Annotated in this window: 16 protein-coding genes and 1 pseudogene; 5 read left to right on the plus strand and 12 right to left on the minus strand. The window is 39.6% G+C overall.

Going from position 1 to position 18,619, the window contains the following annotated elements; genetic code table 11:
- Positions 1-21 precede the first annotated feature (21 nt).
- The 5 genes and pseudogenes from ABES02_RS13435 to ABES02_RS13455 form a co-directional block, all read right to left on the minus strand.
- Positions 22-1,170, minus strand: a complete 1,149-nt coding sequence (locus ABES02_RS13435) for an acyl-CoA dehydrogenase family protein (protein ID WP_430135470.1) — start codon at positions 1,168-1,170, stop codon at positions 22-24.
- Positions 1,171-1,721: 551 nt separating this feature from the next.
- Positions 1,722-1,868 carry a hypothetical protein gene (locus ABES02_RS13440; RefSeq protein WP_430135733.1) on the minus strand — a complete coding sequence of 49 codons (147 nt, stop codon included), beginning with the start codon at positions 1,866-1,868 and terminating at the stop codon, positions 1,722-1,724.
- A gap of 55 nt (positions 1,869-1,923) precedes the next feature.
- A pseudogene (locus ABES02_RS13445) lies at positions 1,924-2,013 on the minus strand (short-chain dehydrogenase); the annotation flags it as partial.
- A 61-nt stretch (positions 2,014-2,074) separates the two neighbouring features.
- Entirely contained in the window at positions 2,075-3,244 is a 1,170-nt protein-coding gene (locus tag ABES02_RS13450; RefSeq protein ID WP_430135473.1) for an MFS transporter, read from the minus strand.
- Between the two features lie 90 nt (positions 3,245-3,334).
- Positions 3,335-4,375 carry an NAD(P)-dependent alcohol dehydrogenase gene (locus ABES02_RS13455; RefSeq protein ID WP_430135476.1) on the minus strand — a complete coding sequence of 347 codons (1,041 nt, stop codon included), beginning with the start codon at positions 4,373-4,375 and terminating at the stop codon, positions 3,335-3,337.
- 229 nt (positions 4,376-4,604) lie between these two features.
- On the opposite strand from ABES02_RS13455, the gene ABES02_RS13460 reads away from it, so the two are divergent.
- A complete protein-coding gene (locus tag ABES02_RS13460; protein ID WP_430135477.1) occupies positions 4,605-5,021 on the plus strand; it encodes a MerR family transcriptional regulator in 417 nt (138 codons plus the stop codon).
- Between the two features lie 190 nt (positions 5,022-5,211).
- Positions 5,212-5,421 (plus strand): hypothetical protein, encoded by a 210-nt coding sequence (locus ABES02_RS13465; protein ID WP_430135480.1) that lies wholly within the window; start codon positions 5,212-5,214, stop codon positions 5,419-5,421.
- Positions 5,422-6,036: 615 nt separating this feature from the next.
- On the opposite strand, the gene ABES02_RS13470 is transcribed toward ABES02_RS13465, so the two are convergent.
- The 3 genes from ABES02_RS13470 to ABES02_RS13480 form a co-directional block, all read right to left on the minus strand.
- Entirely contained in the window at positions 6,037-6,843 is an 807-nt protein-coding gene (locus ABES02_RS13470) for a histidinol-phosphatase (protein ID WP_430135482.1), read from the minus strand.
- Between the two features lie 401 nt (positions 6,844-7,244).
- Complete coding sequence (locus tag ABES02_RS13475; RefSeq protein WP_430135485.1) at positions 7,245-8,342, minus strand: MBL fold metallo-hydrolase; 1,098 nt, start codon at positions 8,340-8,342, stop codon at positions 7,245-7,247.
- Positions 8,343-8,592: 250 nt separating this feature from the next.
- Entirely contained in the window at positions 8,593-8,715 is a 123-nt protein-coding gene (locus ABES02_RS13480) for a TetR-like C-terminal domain-containing protein (RefSeq protein ID WP_430135717.1), read from the minus strand.
- 28 nt (positions 8,716-8,743) lie between these two features.
- Here ABES02_RS13480 and ABES02_RS13485 point away from each other — a divergent pair, with 28 nt between their 5' ends.
- Positions 8,744-9,091: an aldo/keto reductase gene (locus tag ABES02_RS13485; protein ID WP_430135719.1), complete on the plus strand. Its 348-nt coding sequence runs from the start codon at positions 8,744-8,746 to the stop codon at positions 9,089-9,091.
- A gap of 196 nt (positions 9,092-9,287) precedes the next feature.
- Here the strand turns inward: ABES02_RS13485 and ABES02_RS13490 are convergent, their stop codons facing one another.
- Entirely contained in the window at positions 9,288-9,614 is a 327-nt protein-coding gene (locus tag ABES02_RS13490; protein ID WP_430135488.1) for a YciI family protein, read from the minus strand.
- A 275-nt stretch (positions 9,615-9,889) separates the two neighbouring features.
- A complete protein-coding gene (locus ABES02_RS13495; RefSeq protein ID WP_430135490.1) occupies positions 9,890-10,789 on the minus strand; it encodes an AraC family transcriptional regulator N-terminal domain-containing protein in 900 nt (299 codons plus the stop codon).
- Positions 10,790-10,990: 201 nt separating this feature from the next.
- Here ABES02_RS13495 and ABES02_RS13500 point away from each other — a divergent pair, with 201 nt between their 5' ends.
- Entirely contained in the window at positions 10,991-11,971 is a 981-nt protein-coding gene (locus tag ABES02_RS13500) for an aldo/keto reductase (protein ID WP_430135492.1), read from the plus strand.
- A gap of 310 nt (positions 11,972-12,281) precedes the next feature.
- Here ABES02_RS13500 and ABES02_RS13505 read toward each other — a convergent pair whose 3' ends face one another.
- Together ABES02_RS13505 and ABES02_RS13510 are read right to left on the minus strand one after the other, a co-directional pair.
- Positions 12,282-13,685, minus strand: coding sequence for a hypothetical protein (locus tag ABES02_RS13505; protein ID WP_430135495.1), 1,404 nt, complete (start codon positions 13,683-13,685; stop codon positions 12,282-12,284).
- A 253-nt stretch (positions 13,686-13,938) separates the two neighbouring features.
- Positions 13,939-15,855 carry an N-acetylmuramoyl-L-alanine amidase gene (locus ABES02_RS13510; RefSeq protein ID WP_430135498.1) on the minus strand — a complete coding sequence of 639 codons (1,917 nt, stop codon included), beginning with the start codon at positions 15,853-15,855 and terminating at the stop codon, positions 13,939-13,941.
- A gap of 457 nt (positions 15,856-16,312) precedes the next feature.
- Here ABES02_RS13510 and katG point away from each other — a divergent pair, with 457 nt between their 5' ends.
- A complete protein-coding gene (gene katG / locus ABES02_RS13515; RefSeq protein WP_430135500.1) occupies positions 16,313-18,514 on the plus strand; it encodes a catalase/peroxidase HPI in 2,202 nt (733 codons plus the stop codon).
- Positions 18,515-18,619 lie beyond the last annotated feature (105 nt).

Below are 18,619 nucleotides of genomic sequence, written 5' to 3' on the forward strand. Positions count from 1 at the left end.
ATAAATACCTCGTTGAAAATTTTATAAATATTCCTGCTTTAACTGCGCTGCAATAATATTTTTTTGAATTTCAGATGTTCCCTCATAAATCTTGGTGATTCTTGCATCACGATAAAAACGTTCAACAGGGAATTCAGCAATATATCCAATTCCTCCGTGAATCTGTACAGCCTTATCTGCGACACGATTATAAACTTCGGACCCCAGCAACTTCACCATGGCCGCTTCCTTAATGACCTTCATCCCCTGGTCTACCATCCATGCCACACGGAAAGTCATGCTCCTTAATGTTTCTATATCCAAGGCCATTTCAGCCAAGTAATGCTGAATAATTTGTTGTTCAAAGATTGGTTTGTTAAACTGAATTCTCTCATTGGCATGATGGAGAGACATTTCAAGCAGTTTTTCAGAGGAACCCAAATTCCTGGCAGCAAGCCCTGCCCGGCCATTTGCTAGAATTTTTAAAGCATTTACATATCCTTGACCTTCTTGACCGAGTACATTTTCTACAGGAACTTCACAATCTTCAAAGAAAATTTCAGCCGAATGGGAACCTCGAAGACCCATTTTCTTTTCGTTTTTCCCTAGTTGGAATCCTGGGAAATCCTTCTCTACAATAAAAGAAGTAATTCCTTTTGCCCCTTTTGATGGATCTGTTACTGCCATCACCGTAAAAACATCCGCGATTGGAGCGTTCGTAATGTAATGTTTGCTCCCATTTAAAATATATTTGTCCCCTTTTCTCACCGCGGTTGTTTTCAGATTCGTAGCATGAGAGCCGGCACTTGGTTCTGTCAAAGCAAACGCACCGATCATTTCACCCGCTGCCATCGGCGGTAAATACTTTTGCTTCTGGTCTTCATTTCCCATTTCCACAATTCCAACTGAACCTATACCAGTATGGGCACCAATAACCGTAGTATAACCATTGTGTGTTCTACCAATTTCTTCATAAATTGCACACTTGCCTACCATTCCAATACCCGTTCCACCATATTCTTCGGGAATACTCAATCCAAATAACCCCATTTCCTTGGACATCTTCATGACCTTTTCCGGAATTTCATCCTTCTCTTCGATTTCCATTGCAAGGGGATCCACTTCGTTATCAATAAAATCTCGAATACTTTTTTTCAAAAACTCAATATCTTCTGGTAATTTAAAATCCATAAAATCCACTTTCCTTCCTATTAATTATTATAATCGTAGAATCCGCGACCTGATTTTCATCCTAAACGTCCTGCTTTCACATATTTTCGCTTCGTTTTATACTAGACAATTCATTCGTCTTGTTACAAAACCTGAAAATTCATTGAATTCGACAGTTTCTTTCCCCATCTTTCCCGCCACTTATTTAACTAATTCTACCGTTGCATTAGACGTATTCAATCCTCGAATGATTTTGATTAATTTCATGCTGTACCGGGTTAAAGAACCATATATGTTACACCGTTCCCCTTACGGAACAATAATACTATTAAAATCGTTTTTTAGTCAATCATATTTTTTAGATAATTCATATATTTCACTCTTCAATATTAGTAGGTTTATATTTTCGATTGTTTAATTTAGAAATAATCAAACTAAGCTAAGGAATAACAATGGTAGAGACCTAAAAAGAAGTGGTTCAGGCTAAACTAAAAAGGAAAGCATTCTGTTCAACACAGAACACTTTCCTATAAGAGAGATTGTATAATCAACCAATTCAGTGGTAACTTTATTCAATAATTATCCTTATGATTTCTTTCATTATTAATCAATACGTCTAATCTTCCATAGTTCTCATTTATGGCAACTGCAGCTTGATGAATGCATTCTTGATTGGCGACATCCATCTCTACACACGAAACATCCAGATCTAACTCCATAAGTTTGTGCAGATTCCTGACCCATTTCAAGATCCCGACTTGCTAAAATCACCTTAAAACCTTTCAACGCCAATTGCTTGACCAGCTCATAGCCAATTCCTCGATTCCCGCCAGTGACAAGCGCAACTAGTTTATCGTGTGACATGTAACTCCTCCATTTCTCGTTCTCTGATTAGTGGCATCTAAAATCCTTATCGGGATACTCTTTAAGCGGAGAGTTGTTTTGTAGGACTATACCTATAAATTCTTAGTAGAATAGTTGCCAAACCAAGTATCAATGATAGAATTCCCACTAATATAACGTATTCTGTACCAATCTCTGATATAAATAATCCTCCTACAGCTGCGCCAAATGTGGTTCCTAAGTTAGCCGACGTTAGAAATAAACCATTAGCGAAATCAGGAGCTTCAGAAGCTGAAGACAAAATCCAATATTGATTGATATTCCCCCCGATACCTGCTAATATTCCCCAAGCTAATGTAATAATTGCCGTTGGTACGCTAAACTGTCCTGTGAAAAATAATATGATATAAACCGCCCCTAATATAAAAGGAAAAGATACGACCAAGTTAATAGCATTATGAGTAAGTAGCTTCCCTGCTACTACGCTTCCAATCATATTGGCTACACCGTAAATGACTAACATTAAACTAATTGTATTCGAAGGCATATTCGTAACCGTTTTTAGATATTCAGCTAGATAACTATAAACTCCAAATACGGCTGAATTTAATAAAATGACAGTCACAATCGAAAGCCAAGTAATTGATTTTTTTAATACCGATAATTGAGTTCCGTAAGAAAGTCTTTCCTCAACCGGCATAGATGGTACAAATAGTAAGGTAGCAATGAATACAATAGCATTAACCATAGCAAAGAATACCATCGCCATTTGTAAAGAAATGGCACTAGCAATAAAATTGCTGATTGGTACACCGACTACCATACCGGCTGATACTCCTATAAATACTTTAGAAACAGCTTTTGGAGCTTCTTCCTTACTTACTGATGCAGCGGCTACAGTAAATGCCAAAGAACAATATATTGGATGAAAAAAGGCAGGAATAATACGAGCAATTAATAGAATGGTAAAGTTGGAGGTAAATATAGATACGATGTTTCCCAAAACGAAAACACCTAGGACAAGTAACATGACCTTCTTCCGATTTATTCCCGAAAACAATAACGGCATCGTTGGACCGGAGACTGCAACAACAAGGGCAAAAAAACTCACCAGCCATCCAGCTTTTGCTATACTGACTTGAAAGTGTTCAGCAATGGACGGCAATATACCAATAACCCCCATTTCTGTATTTAAGATGCCGAAGACTCCAATGGTTAATATGAAAATCAAAAAATTATTTCGTTTAGCCAAAAAAACAACTCCTATTTAGAAAAAGAATGCCCCAAAATCTGAATTTCGGGACATCCTTGATAGTTTCTTCAGATATTTCGCATACAAAACTTACATTGTGCTGGTGTCAATTACGAATCGATACTTCACATCTGAAGCTAAAACGCGCTCGTAAGCTTCGTCAATTTGGTCAGCTGAAATGACTTCAATCTTAGGAACAATGTTGTGTTCTGCACAGAAGTTCAACATCTCTTGAGTCTCACGGATGCCTCCAATCATTGAACCAGCAAATGAACGGCGATGACCGATGAGTGAGAAGACGTTTAATGACAGCGGCTCCGCTGGTGCACCTACGTTGACCAGTGTACCATCCAGCGCCAGTAACGAAAGGTAGGCACTAATATCGATCTTAGCACTTACTGTATTTACAATGAGGTCGAACGAACCGGCCAGTTTCTTAAACGTCTCTGCATCGCTTGTGGCATAGTAGTTGTCTGCGCCCAATTGCAAGCCATCTTCCTTCTTCTTCAATGTTTGTGATAGAACGGTAACCTCGGCACCCATGGCATGTGCAATTTGGACAGCCATATGACCAAGACCACCCAAACCAACAACAGCCACTTTCTTACCTGGTCCAACACCCCAATGGTTTAATGGCGAATATGTAGTAATACCTGCGCAAAGTAATGGCGCTGCGGCATCAAGCTCAATGCTATCAGGTATTCTGACTGCGAAATCCTCAGTTACAACAATATGGGTAGAATAACCCCCTTGAGTTGGCTCGCCGTATTTGTCAACACCAGCGTAGGTGGGTACATTTCCATTGAGACAATATTGTTCTTCTCCTTTACGGCAATTTTCACAATCGCCACAGGAGTCAACCATACATCCGACTCCTACCCGGTCACCGACCTTGTACTTTGTGACCTCCGCTCCCACATCAGTGACAATGCCCGCAATCTCATGTCCTGGTACGAGTGGATAATTCACGGGACCCCATTCACCATGAGCAGTATGGATATCAGAATGGCAAATGCCTGCAAATTTAATTTCAATCAAAACATCACGCGAATCAAGGTCCCGTCTTTTAATTTCAGCAACTCGAAACGGTTTGTCTGGACCGTCTACAGCTCGTGCTTTAGCAGTTATCATTAATAAAACCTCCAATAATTAATATTTTCAAAGAGAATTCTACCTACTTTTTTCTCTTGCAAACCTATATTAATCCTTAGAGTTAACTCTAGGTCAATACCTTATTTTTAAAAATTCTACTTTCACTTATATGTTAAACTAACATTTGACAATTAACATACAAAATGATAAATTCTCTTCATTCATAGAGTTAACTCGAAGTCTATATTTTAAGAATAGGAGAATAATGATGAAGACATATACTATCAGCGAAGTTGCAGAAGAATTGAATCTTACAGTATATACCCTGCGCTACTACGATAAAGAAGGACTTATGCCTTTTGTAGAACGGACATCCAATGGAACACGGCGGTTTAAAGAATCCGATATCGCCGCTTTAAAAGTAATTGAATGTTTGAAATCCACTGGGATGCCAATTAAGGAAATTAAAAACTTTTTTGATTGGTGTTCTGAGGGGGATTCCACGTTGCAGCAAAGATATGACATGTTTTTAGATCGAAAAGCGATTGTAGAAGCACAGATAGAAGAACTAAAAAAAACACTGGAAGTCATCGATCATAAATGCAGCTATTACAAGACTGCTCTGGATGCCGGAACGGAAGATATCCATAAAAATGATAAAATAGGAGTCTCCATAACTAACTAATTAATAGAAAATCTCTGTATCTCACATATGTCCATTAAAAATACAGTTGGTTCTGTTTCTGCCATTCACAATAAGAAAACGGGATCGCCGCAGCCATCCCACTCTTTTACTTTTTAGTTTTACAAGCACCTCTTTTGTTAATGTGCAATAAATTAAATTACATCATAATCTTTATATGAGGTGATTGGAAATGGATAAACATCTTCAACAAGCATTTGATATCCGTTTTTTGAAAATTGGTCAGATGATCAATAGTGGCTGTTTGCAAATTGGTTGTGGGGCTGGTAAAGCTCAGCGAGTCGCTCCTGTTGGATATACTACAGTTGGAACTACATTAGTTCCTTTAGGTGGTATAGAATTTGCTGTCCCATTACAAGCAGCAGTACGTCCGAAATCATAAGATTTGCCCCTATTTTACGCAATGTATGACTTCCTGTTGGAGGTGACGCTCCCCATCCAAAAATGGAGGGGGTTCCACCTTCAAAAATCCTAGGCTCTTCCCACTCTTAGAATGAATCTAAAAGGGGGACTTTACTTTGGTCTAAAAACCTTCGACAGCCGAAATCGTTCTAATGCAAATAATCGAAACAAGACTATTTACATGGGCTCGGATTCCCTTGCCACTCACCACTTATTGAATGTTTCTGGGGACGTCTGCACCGAGAGATTTAACCTGTAATCTCAAAGGGTTTATAAACCAAATGTAGAAATAAACTTTTTTTCCAGCTTTATGTTTTTCATACTTGTTATGCACTCATTCAATACAATAGAAATTTAATCCCAACCTTGTTCTGCTTTTTTTATATTTATTATATTGTTCTTTTCTACATACCTTGCTAGAAATGCACTGTACAAATCACGTTCTGCCATAACCCCGTACTCACATTTATGCTAGCGTTCTTTAAGACTTTTTTCTTGATACGCCCACAATGACAGGTTTGAGAAAGGGTGCGAATCAAAACATCTGCAGGATTTTCTTCTCCTCAAACATTTTAAAGGGAAGGTATTTTCTGCATTAAAAATTTACCATTACTCTTTTTTTCTTTTTAAAATACACCCATTCCTTGAAACCGATTTCTTTTAGACGGGCTTGGACTAGGTCAAACTCGTCTCCAACACGATGCGGGTCATGGGCGTCTGATCCAAAGGTTACCTTTACCCCAAAATGAAGGGCCATTTCTAAGATTTCATCCGATGGATACCAGCCCCCCACATCTTTTGTTTTTCCAGACGTATTGATTTCGATGGCCATATCGCATTCACCAATTACTTTTAACGTATGCTCTACCGCCGCCGTTTGGATGGAGGAAAATGCCGGGTAAAATCCTTTCATGGCATCAATATGACCGAGGACCTGAAACATACCGCTACGGGCCGATTGCTCGATCAAAGAGTAGTAATTTTCCTTTGTCCGAATTTTTTCTTGTTCCGTCAGACCCTCCCATCGTCCTCGTTTAAAAATACTAACCCCATCGACATGATGTACGGAGCCAATAATGTAATCAAACGGATAACGATCAAAACACGACCGATAATGTTCCGCATTTTCTGGAAAGAAATCGGACTCCATCCCCAGGAGTACCTCGATTTTTCCTCTATAGATTTGTTTTAGCTCCAGCACTTCCTTCACGTATTCAGGGAGTTGACTTTTGGCCATTGCGATACGGGGAAACGGCTGATCCTCTTCACTGGAGAAGTACGGAGAATGATCGGCGATTCCAATCACCTTCAACCCCCTCTCAATCGCTTCATTAATATAGTCGTGAATTTTCCCACGCGCGTGACCACAGCGATCATGATGGGTATGTAAATCAAATTTCATCCACTTTCACCTCTTTGGCTATTTGTATAATTTTAAATTTAACACATATTGGATATTCTTTTTTTGCCTGCCCTATAATAAAGAGAATCTTGCTCAAGGTTTTAAACATTATACACCTTCAATAACATCACTATTCCACATAAACACACTTCTGATTTCATCTTTCGCCCATTTCTCAAGCAATTCATATAATTTCTTGTTCGGCTAGCTGGTCAATAGCAACCTTTACAAGACCTACGGCACCGTCGGCAATGGCTTTTCGTGCTGACAAAAAAGCTATGGAACGCCCAAATCGAAGTCATCTTAAAAGAGGCAGCTAATAAGTCAGAGAGATTAAAAAAAGAATAAACAAAGAAGTGGACATAGGGACGGTTGAACCACGAGAACCGTCCCTATGGGTCTTAAAAATCCCACCATGAAGAAATAGGAATGTGCAGGTCTGAATTTAATTGTACAGTTTCACCAATATCAGGGGCGATTAGATTAACTTCTTTTTCTTTTGCCGCTATTATTGATCTTTCTATAGGCTCTGTCCAACCATGATAGGCAAGAGTAAAAGCTCCCCAATGAATTAACATCATATTCTTCCCATTTACGTCTAAGTGTGCCTGTACGGCTTCTTCGGGTGTCATATGGACCCAAGACCATCGTCGATCATATTGACCGCCTTCAATTAAAGTAATATCAAAAGGTCCGTATTTTTTTCCAATTTCCTTGAAATGTTCATCATAACCACCATCTCCGCTGGTATAGAAACGTGTATTCTTTCCGAGAATGACCCAACCACCCCACAGGGTCGAATTCCGATTAAAAAGCCCTCTTCCAGAGAAGTGTTTGGATGGAGTTAATACGGCGGTTAAACCTTGGAATTCCGTTTCATCCCACCAATTAAGTTCTGTAATTTTTTCTTTGGGAACTCCCCATCGAATTAAGTGGTTACTAACGCCGAGAGGAACGAAGAAATGACCGACCTTGTCCTTCAGCTTTCGTATGGATGGAAAGTCTAAGTGATCGTAATGATCATGGGTAATAAAGACTGCATCAATATGCGGCATTTTATCAATAATAGGCACTAAATCTCCAGTGTAGCGTTTGCTTCCTGCAAATGAAACGGGTGATGCTATTGGACCTAGCATGGGGTCTACGAGTATCTTTTTGTTATCGATACTCAGCAAAAAAGAGGAATGTCCAAACCAAGTTAAACTATCTTCTTCACTGTTAATTTTGTTCCAATTAATCTCGGAAACAGGAATTTGACCGATAGGAGTGCGGTCTACACCACCTGAAATAAATTCTTTCATCATGGAGAAGTTATCAGACAAACTCATCTGCAAGTTTGTTGGCACTTCATTGACAAACTTTCCGTTAACATAATTTTTAAGCTTTTTAAATGTCTCTATTTGTTCTTTACTGGTGTTTCCTCCGAATACTGGATGTAGATACAAAAACAATGTAATGACAACAAATATTACAACTAAAAAAACAAATAAATATATCATATTTTTTTCATGATTCCTTTCCTAGCCCTTGGTGCAATAACTTCAATTTTAAATAACAGTAACAGCTTTTTTAATTGCTTGGCTTTTGGTTACTCTTCTATCTACTTTAGACATTTTAGTTCCTCAGTCTTTCCTAAAGATAGTCAACAATTTCAAACTTTTTTTGAATTGCGTTCTATTAACTATTGAAGGTTACGTTGACATTAAACCTCCAGGAAAATGTCCGCTTAACATTAGCAAATAGAAATAACTATACAATTCTCTCTAACAAAATCCCCAATTCTTTTGCAATCACATGAGGCGGATTAGGCATTCCATCCTTTAACCATGATTCCAAAACCCCTACGTAAGCATTTGCTGCGAATTTAACAATTACATCTTCACTTAGACCTCGATTTTTCCTGAATCAACGTCCTGAGCAGGGACGCCTCGTACAGAATGCCCGCTACGGTGACCGTTACGGTGACCGTTACGGTGCGGCTGAAGATTTTGTCACGGCTGAACAGTTCACCAAATATGCACAGGAGCATGATGTGAAACCTGCAACTTTAGCAGTTGCGTGGGTAAAAGCAAATCCCGCTGTTACTGCCCCTATCATTGGTGCACGTAATTTAGACCAGTTGGAAGATTCGTTAGTAGCTGCAAATTTTAAAATGACAGAAGAAATGTACGCTGAAATTTCCAATTTATCTAGGACACCTTCACCTGCAACGGATCGAACAGAGGTATTAACTGGTAAATGGAAATAAGGACGAAAAAGGGTTTTATGTAAATGGTAAAGAAGGATGTATTAATTTGTACATCCTTCTTTTTGACAATTCAAACTTTGCTAAACAAATGTATGAAGTATACTAGTTTTCTGGTCACAGAGCCAGCGATCATATCTATAATTTGTGCCCCCGTTAGTACAGCAAAACGGAGGCTTACCCATTATAAAGGGTTATATTATTTCTTAATAACGGCTTTCATCGGATAAAATTCCGTTGTCATTATTCCTGCCACAACGGCTGGATCTTCTGCGATTAATTTTGGGACTTGTTCCTCATTCTCGACTTCAATAATGGCTAGTCCGTGTGGGGCTGAAGGATTAAGAACCGGTCCGAACACCAATGCAATCCCTTGATTCTGCTTGTCCATCCAATATGAAATATGTTGGTGCATTATGCCCCGCTCTTTTTCTGTCATATCCTGGTGAAACGTTGTTCTCGGCGGAGTGGATTTTAACATAAAGTGTATTTTTTCTGTCTGATTGCTTGAGTCGTTATGCGACATTTAGAATATCCTCCATCAATATAAAATTGTTTTTCATTGTTAAATTGACACTCAATGCCAATTATTTCATAAAGCCCTTACGAATACAATGAACTACCTTTTGGGTTACTAAACTCCCATTTAATAAGAAAAATACCTCTCTACTTATCGTAGAAATGACCCATTATCTTAAGTACAATCTTCACAATGTATATTTATTTTTATCAATAAAAACGTCAGGTACCATCCCTGGGGTTCAACTTTATCGAGCTGATTATTCATACACATTTGTTCATTTAAGTGTAGTTCTCTCTCAGTCGGTTTATATCCGATCTAGGTGAAAAACCGAACATGCGGGAATATTCTCGACTGAATTGCGATTGACTTTCGTAGCCTACCCTAAATGCGACATCAGCTACATCTGATGACTCAGCTAATAACAATCGCCTAGCTTCCTGCAATCTCAATTGTTTTTGAAACTGAATCGGGCTCATCGCAGTTACCTCTTTAAAATGCCGATGAAGCGAAGCCGCACTCATATTCGCTATTTCCGCTAAATCCTCTATTCGAAAAGACTTTTCATAGTTATACATGATGTGTTCGATTACGTTTCTAATTTGAAGAGCATTGCTTCCTTCTAACGCCATTTGCCCCAATGCTTCCCCTTTCGGACCTTGTAAAATCCAATAAAGTATTTCCTTCTTAAATAATGGAGCAAGTATCGGAATATGTATTGGATTGTCTAGCAAACAAGCTAATCTGAATACTGCATCCAACAAAGATGGCTCTACCTCGCTAATAAACATCGCTCTTTTCGCATTTTTTCTCTGTCCTGAATGAATTTCCCTGTCATTCAGGACATCTAAGATTTCACTCGAAGAAAATTCAAGTTTAAGTGCCAAATATGGAGAGTCGGATGAAGCTTTGATAACTTGCCCTGTTACTGGCAAGTCCACGGATGCCACAATGTAATGGCCAGGACCATACCTAAAGAATTCCTTCCCTAACCATACCTCTTTCTCACCTTGGACGATAATGCAAAAGGAGGGCTCGTTAACTCTAGAGATGGGTTCGCTGATAATGGATTCACGGATGAGAAATAATGATGGAATCGAGGTAGAATGAACGCCATCCTGACCTGTATAACGCTCAATTAATTTGCCTAGTTCATGCTGCTTATCTATTTTCTCAGACATATCTTTTTCTCCCCTTTCCTCATCTTAGATTGTTTCAATTTTACTAGATATTCGTTACGTGAGAAAGTGGTTTGAGAGGATTAGGCAAAAACTTGAGACGAATGGGTTTAGGGTTTTGTTTAACATCTGTGACATAATTACAAGTGCAATAACTAAACTGAAAACGAAATGTGCTAATCAATGAAGGTGAGGAATAAATAAATGGAATATGTGAAATTAGGTAATACAGGATTGGATGTATCTAGATTTTGTCTTGGCTGTATGAGTTTTGGTGAAGCAGAAAAATGGATTCATCAATGGGTCCTTAATGAAGAGCAAAGTCGCTCTATTATCAAAAAAGCACTGGATCTTGGGATCAATTTTTTTGATACAGCAAATGTCTATTCAATGGGAACGAGTGAAGAATTCCTTGGACGTGCTCTAAAAGATTATGCCAATCGCGATGAAGTCGTGCTTGCAACAAAGATTCATGGTCGTATGCATGAAGGTCCAAACGGTGCGGGTCTTTCTCGAAAAGCCATCATGAGTGAAATGGATAAGAGTCTGAAGAGACTAGGAACGGATTATGTAGACCTTTATATCATCCACCGCTGGGACTACAATACCCCTATTGAAGAGACGATGGAAGCATTGCATGATGTGGTGAAAGCCGGCAAGGCAAGATATATAGGTGCCTCTGCCATGTACGCATGGCAATTCCAAAAAGCGTTACATGTAGCTGAGAAAAATGGTTGGACACGCTTTGTGTCAATGCAAAATCATTACAACCTCATATACCGTGAAGAAGAGAGGGAAATGCTCCCTCTTTGTAAAGAAGATAAAATCGGTGTAACTCCCTACAGCCCACTAGCATCAGGAAGATTGACTCGTGATTGGTCGGAAACAACGCATCGTTCCGAGACAGACCAAATTCAAAAAACTAAATATGATGCGACGTCTGATGCAGACCGATTAGTTGTAGAACGGGTTGCAGCAATAGCAGAAAAACATGGCGTTCCCCGTATCCATATCGCACTTGCTTGGTTACTGCAAAAAGAACCAGTTACAGCCCCTATTATCGGTGCTACGAAAATATCGCATCTCGAAGGTGCCATTGGTGCTTTATCGGTTAAGCTTACAGATGACGAAATTGCGTTTCTCGAAGAACCATATATACCACATTCAATAGTTGGACATTATTAAATGCTTTGATGAAAATAAAGGAAACCCAATTTTCCATAGTTGGAGGATTGGGTTTTTCTAACCTTATACTATAGTAGGATGCCCAAATGCCTGCATCTTCTCTTTATAAAAAAGTTTCAATCAATAAATGTTTAGACATAGTTGGGCTTATTCTTAACCACAGGTAAAAGATACAAAAAAATGGCCGATTCATCTCATGACTGCAGTCACAAGTATTCTCGACCATTTTATAAAAAATACACGTCATCAATAATAAAAAGTGATATTCAATCCATTAATACGAGTTGAAATATATAAATCTTACAGCAGACTAAACTCCAAGCATTGCTTTATAAGAATATGATTCTTTGTATAGCTGTTCCCACTTTTCATGTAGCCTTTCAGCTGACTGATAGTCATCGAAGTCCACTTTTGAATCTGCCTGTAATTTCTCTATTAAACTGCGGCAGGATTCTTCCCATTCCTCTAAACTTTTTATATCAATAAGTTTTGAAAACCTTGGTCTCATACTTTCACAATTAGAATACATCTTATTACACCATTCCAGCAAATATTCATGATATTGCTTTTGTTCCTCTAAATCCAACCATTTATCTAATCCAACCTCAATTTCCTCTTGTAAAGCCTTCGTTTCCAAAAAATCTTCATGGATTTGTTTTTGCTTTTCCAATTCCAAACGTTTATCAGACTCGACTTCAATCTCTTTTTGATAAGCATTCGCTTCTTTGAATAGCTGTTCCCACTGTTCATATAGCCTTTCAGCTATCTGAAAGTCATTGAAGTCCACATTTATATCGGTCTGTAATTTCTCTTTTAGATGGCGGCAGGATTCTTCCCATTCCTCTAAGCTTTTTATATCAAAAAGTTTTGAAAACCTTGGCTTCATACTTTCCCAATTAAAGTAAATATTATTACACCATTCCAGCAAATAGTCACGATGTTGCTTTTGTTTCTCTAGATCCATCCAGTTATCTGATATAACCTCAATATCCTCTTGAATAGCTTCCGTTTCCAAGAATTCTTCAAGGAATTGGGGGTGCTTTTCTAATTCCAAACGTTTATCAGACTCGACTTCAATCTCTTCTTGATAAGTATTAGAATCTTTGGATAGCTGTTCCCACTTTACATATAGCCTTTCCGCTGTCTGATAGTCATCAAAATCCACTTTTAAATCTGACTGTAATTTTTCTTTTAATTGGCGGTATGATTCTTCCCATTCCTCTAGACTTTTTATATCGAAAAATTCTGAAAACTTCGGTCTCATACTTTCCCAATTAGAATAAATATTATTACACCATTCCAGCAAATCTTCTCGGTATTGCTTTTGTTTCTCTAAATCCATCCAGTTATCTGATTCAACCTCAATCTCCTCTTGAATAGCTTCCGTTTCCAAAAATTCTTCATGGAATTGTTTTTGCTCTTCCAACTCCAAACAATTATCAGAATTGTCTTCAATCTCTTCTTTATCAACATTCGATTCTTTGAGTAGCTGTTCCCACTGTTGATATAGCCTATCAGCCGTCTGATTGTTATTGAAGTCCACTTTTAAATCTGCCTTTAATTTTTCTTTTAATTGACGGCAGTATCCTTCCAATTCCTCTAAAATTATTATATCTAAAAGTTTTGAAACCCTTGGTCTCATACTATTCCAGTGAGAAAAAGTGTTATTACACCATTCCATTAAATCTTCATGGTAATGTTTTTGTTCTTCCATTTTGATAAATTCCCCTCACAAAGGTGATTTATATTTTATTTATCCTGATTATAAGGTTCACAAATTTATTTTATGTTCCACAATTGTCCTAGGATTAGACATTCACCCATATGTAAAAAACAAAATGACGGCACTAACAAAAACGGAAAAAGCTATTTCACTTGATTGACGTAATTTCGGGGTTATATGAATCAGCGTAAAAAAGGGAAAACCCTATTTATGTTTCCATTGAATAGGATTTTCCCTTTTTTATTTATTGTTCGACAATGTCGACATCGCTTTTCTTTACAAACCCGACACGATGATTGAACGTAATTTGGTAGTACTCTTCCGAACCTTTCACTACTTTATTGGTTAATGGATCATTGAAATATTTGGCATGATAGTAGTCGGATTGGATTGGTCCTACCGCAATATACTTTTGTCCTTTTGGCAGTTGATACAATACTTCTGCTTTTCCTCTTGCCGAGCTTAAAATTCCTGTGCCGTCGTAGGCGGAATCTTCTGGGTAGGCTGCCCCGTAAACAGGAATAGTGCCTAATCCTTCCTTTGGTGTAATTACGATTCCTTTTCCTGGTACGGTGTTTTTGTTATTTGGATTGTAAAACCATGCCTTTTGCCCGCCAAAGTAAATAGCTGTCCAATCACCTTGTTGATCAGCTTGAACATAACTCTGCCCGATTGCTGCTTTATCTCCCCAATCATTCAGGTTTTTAGTTCCCCTGGTACCATTTTTATGAAGAAAAGGGTCGCTGATGAGCGGTGCGTTAAAGTCAGGCTCTGAATGAAGCTCGACAAAGCTGGAAGATAGAGGTTCTAGTACTGTACTTCCATAAGTATAACTTGCAATATTGGTGTTATAATTCGGGCGAATCGTGACAATAGAGCTGCTTTGCCCTTTATCGTTGCTTGGATTGATGGATTCGCCAATCAGGTTAAAGAAATGTGCCCAGTCCCAGTATGCTCCTGGATCCCAATGCATGCCGGCTTGTTTAGTAGCTGTTAGAGCCGGGATTTCATCATGCCCGAGAATATGCTGCCTGTCTAATGGAATATTATATCTTTCAGATAAATATTTTACTAATTTCGCAGTTGAACGGTACATTTGCTCGCTGTACCATTCCGTTCCTTCCGTCGCAAACCCTTCATGTTCAATCCCGATCGAGTGCATATTAAAATACCAGTTTCCTGCGTGCCACGGGATATCATTAGGACGAACCATTTCTGTGACCTTCCCCTTTTTAGCGTCAATTATGTAATGGGCACTAACATAGGAATTTCCCAAGAAAGTACTAATAGCTGACTGTACGCTCCCCTCAATATCATGGATTACGATATAGCGAATATCAAGACCATCCTGAGGACGGTTGGCAATATCATAATTTCCGTAATTGGTTTTGCTGCTCGAAAACTGTTTGTATGCGGCTGGAATATAGGTACACTCCAACCCATTTGGACAATCCGTATTAGTGAATTTTACATTTCGTAAAGGAATATTTTTAGCTGTTTCTTTATTGGGAAGAATATTCTCCGCTTTTAATGTGAGTTTATCCCCGTTACGCGCGGTCTTTTCCTTTCCGCTTTGAATGGTTCCGTATACTTCATCTGCAAAATCTGTTGCTGCCTCTGTAATATCTGATCCGCTGTATTTTACAAGGGCTCCATACCATTCGGCAGGATCTGATGGAAGGCTGCCAGTCGTTTGTTTGGCATATTGAGCAAGCAGGGCAGCACCACCGCGTATGTTTTGTTCCGGGTCATTCTTTAACAAATCTGAGTCCACATTAAGAATCTGGGCTGCCTGGTCAAGCGTGTTCAGGGCCCGATCATCCAATAATGAGGACACACCCAGCTCTGTATCATCCCCCTTGGCATTTAAGTCTTGAGCCTGTTGAACCAAATTCATGACCCCATATCCACCTATTTCACTTTGTCCCTCGTGCTGTACCCAGTTCGATTCATTGTAAGACACAGCCATCAGCACACTTACAGGAACCCCAAATTCTTTTGCAGCATTTTCAAATAATTCCTGTGATACTTCTGTTTTCATTACGCTTTCTGCATAGACCTTAACCTCGTTTTTAGAAAAATATCCAGAAGGAGCGGCCAGTAAAGATGCTGTGAGTACAGAAGCAAAATACTTTGAAGCCTTTTTCACATGAAAAACCATTTATGATCCCACCTTTGAAAGAATTAATAGAATTATTGAATTCTTCTATAAGGTAAAATTTTCCTTCAACCCAGTCGTAAAATGATTCAAAATGCATGATTATTGAATGCTAAATAATTTGTTCCTAGGCAGATATAACTAAGATTACTATGCTAATAGTAGTTGAATAAATTTCATCTTAATGTTCATGGCATAGTCAGCTTCATGCCTTCGTTACACCGGGATTTAAGGTATTAACTATTGGTTCTACTACTTTCTTACTTCGTATATGTATATAAGGTAACTAGATGGACACTAGAAATATATGTTGCCAATTATTTCATTTCTATAGGCAATATTTCTTTCAACATAATTAAGAGTTTATTATAATTATAGTTAGGGGAAATTTTCCAATATGTAAATTCCAGAGGATAATTTTCCACTATATAATTTAGTCAAAGAAGGAGGAGCAAAACGCATGCAAGAAAATGGTAACATGGGAAAGTGCCCGTTTCATGGTGGCGCTACTAGTTCAAAATCTAGTGGCACCTCAAACCGAGACTGGTGGCCAAATCAGTTGAACTTGAATATTCTCCATCAGCATGACAGAAAATCGAACCCTATGGGAGAAGACTTTGATTACGCAGAGGAATTTAAAAAGCTAGACTACGATGCGCTTAAGCAGGATCTCCAAGAGCTCATGACAGATAGTCAAGATTGGTGGCCTGCTGACTATGGACATTATGGACCGTTTTTTATCCGTATGGCTTGGCACGCTGCTGGTACATATCGGACAGGCGATGGCCGCGGTGGTGCTGGAACGGGTAACCAACGTTTTGCTCCCCTTAACAGCTGGCCGGACAACGGTAACCTTGATAAAGCCCGGCGTCTGCTATGGCCGATTAAGCAAAAGTATGGCAACAAGATTTCTTGGGCCGACTTGTTCATTTTAACAGGTAATGTAGCGATTGAATCCATGGGTGGCAAGACATTTGGATTTGGAGCTGGACGCGCTGACATTTGGCATCCAGAAGAAGATGTCTACTGGGGTACTGAAATAGAATGGCTGGGTGATAATCGCTACTCAGGCGATCGTGATTTGGAAAATCCACTGGCTGCCGTACAAATGGGGCTTATCTATGTGAACCCTGAAGGTCCAAATGGCAAACCAGATCCCCTTGCAAGTGCCCGTGACATTCGCGAAACCTTCGCGCGTATGGCAATGAACGATGAAGAAACAGTGGCACTAATTGCCGGCGGCCATACTTTCGGTAAGGCACACGGTGCAGGAGATGCTGCCCTCGTTGGTCCAGAGCCGGAAGCTTCACCGATTGAAGCTCAAGGCTTAGGTTGGTTAAGCACATACGGCAGCGGTAAAGGCCACGATACTATTACCAGTGGAATTGAAGGGGCTTGGACTGCTAATCCGACACAGTGGGATAATGGTTACTTTGATCTATTGTTTGGCTATGAATGGTGGCTTACCAAGAGTCCGGCAGGTGCATGGCAGTGGCTTGTGGTAGACCCTGCAGAAGAACATCTTGCACCCGATGCAGAAGATCCATCTCTTAAAGTCCCTACGATGATGACCACTGCTGATATGGCCTTGCGTCATGATCCGGAATACGAAAAGATTGCCCGTCGTTTCCATCAAAATCCTGAAAAATTTGCCGATGCTTTTGCCCGTGCCTGGTTCAAACTGACTCACCGTGATATGGGTCCTATAGCAAGATATCTAGGTCCAGAGGTTCCTGATGAAGAATTAATCTGGCAAGATCCTGTACCAACTGCTGATTATGAATTAACAGATTCAGAGGTAGGAGAACTGAAAGAAAGAATCCTGAACTCAGGACTTACTGTAAGCGAATTGGTCACAACTGCTTGGGCATCCGCCAGTACCTTCCGCGGCTCAGATAAGCGCGGCGGCGCTAATGGGGCCCGCATTCGTCTTGCTCCTCAGAAGGAATGGGAAGTGAATCAGCCGGAGCTGCTTGCAAAAGTCCTTCATGTATTCGAAGACATTCAAAGTACATTAGATAAGAAAGTAAGCCTTGCCGATTTGATTGTCCTAGGTGGCAGTGCTGCGATAGAAAAAGCTGCACGTAATGCGGGCTTCGATGTAACGGTTCCGTTTGCTCCTGGACGCGGCGATGCAACGCAGGAACAAACAGATGCGGAAAGCTTTGCAGTGCTGGAGCCTGTTGCAGATGGTTTCCGCAACTATCAGAAGCAGCAGTTCAGTGTAAGTCCAGAGGAGCTCCTGGTTGATAAGGCACAACTCTTAAACCTTTCTGCGCCAGAGATGACTGTACTTCTTGGCGGTATGCGTGTTCTAGGTACTAACTACCGTGGCTCGAAACACGGAGTTTTCACAGACCGTGTTGGCACACTCACTAACGACTTCTTTGTTCACTTGCTTGATATGGGAGTTGCTTGGACACCTGCAGCGGGAGGCGTATATGAAGGACGTGACCGCAAGACAGGTGATGTAGTGCGTACAGCAACAAGAGTGGACCTCGTGTTCGGTTCCAACTCTGTTCTCCGGGGCATCGCAGAAGTGTATGCACAAGACGATAACAAAGAAAAGTTTGTTCGGGACTTTATCGCAGCTTGGGTCAAAGTCATGAATGCAGACCGCTTCGATTTAAAGTTGAAGAAGGCTGTATTAACGGGTAAATAAAGCAGTAACTTAATATAAAAATAGACTTTAAGGAGAGTGGACTTTCACTCTCCTTTTATGTCGTCACATTCACATCACAAACACTCCTACTTCCCTCTTAAACAC

The organism is Neobacillus pocheonensis (assembly GCF_050477905.1).
GTDB classification, from domain to species: Bacteria; Bacillota; Bacilli; order Bacillales; family Cytobacillaceae; genus Neobacillus; species Neobacillus pocheonensis_A.

Bases quoted from the DNA above. Each gene is read 5' to 3' on its own strand.
- ABES02_RS13435 (WP_430135470.1), bottom strand. From the start codon at position 1,170: ATGGATTTTAAATTACCAGAAGATATTGAGTTTTTGAAAAAAAGTATT.
- ABES02_RS13495 (WP_430135490.1), bottom strand. From the start codon at position 10,789: ATGTCTGAGAAAATAGATAAGCAGCATGAACTAGGCAAATTAATTGAG.
- ABES02_RS13455 (WP_430135476.1), bottom strand. From the start codon at position 4,375: ATGATAACTGCTAAAGCACGAGCTGTAGACGGTCCAGACAAACCGTTT.
- ABES02_RS13490 (WP_430135488.1), bottom strand. From the start codon at position 9,614: ATGTCGCATAACGACTCAAGCAATCAGACAGAAAAAATACACTTTATG.
- ABES02_RS13470 (WP_430135482.1), bottom strand. From the start codon at position 6,843: ATGAAATTTGATTTACATACCCATCATGATCGCTGTGGTCACGCGCGT.
- ABES02_RS13500 (WP_430135492.1), top strand. From the start codon at position 10,991: ATGGAATATGTGAAATTAGGTAATACAGGATTGGATGTATCTAGATTT.
- ABES02_RS13460 (WP_430135477.1), top strand. From the start codon at position 4,605: ATGAAGACATATACTATCAGCGAAGTTGCAGAAGAATTGAATCTTACA.
- ABES02_RS13505 (WP_430135495.1), bottom strand. From the start codon at position 13,685: ATGGAAGAACAAAAACATTACCATGAAGATTTAATGGAATGGTGTAAT.
- ABES02_RS13475 (WP_430135485.1), bottom strand. From the start codon at position 8,342: ATGATATATTTATTTGTTTTTTTAGTTGTAATATTTGTTGTCATTACA.
- katG (WP_430135500.1), top strand. From the start codon at position 16,313: ATGCAAGAAAATGGTAACATGGGAAAGTGCCCGTTTCATGGTGGCGCT.
- ABES02_RS13440 (WP_430135733.1), bottom strand. From the start codon at position 1,868: ATGGAGTTAGATCTGGATGTTTCGTGTGTAGAGATGGATGTCGCCAAT.
- ABES02_RS13465 (WP_430135480.1), top strand. From the start codon at position 5,212: ATGGATAAACATCTTCAACAAGCATTTGATATCCGTTTTTTGAAAATT.
- ABES02_RS13510 (WP_430135498.1), bottom strand. From the start codon at position 15,855: ATGGTTTTTCATGTGAAAAAGGCTTCAAAGTATTTTGCTTCTGTACTC.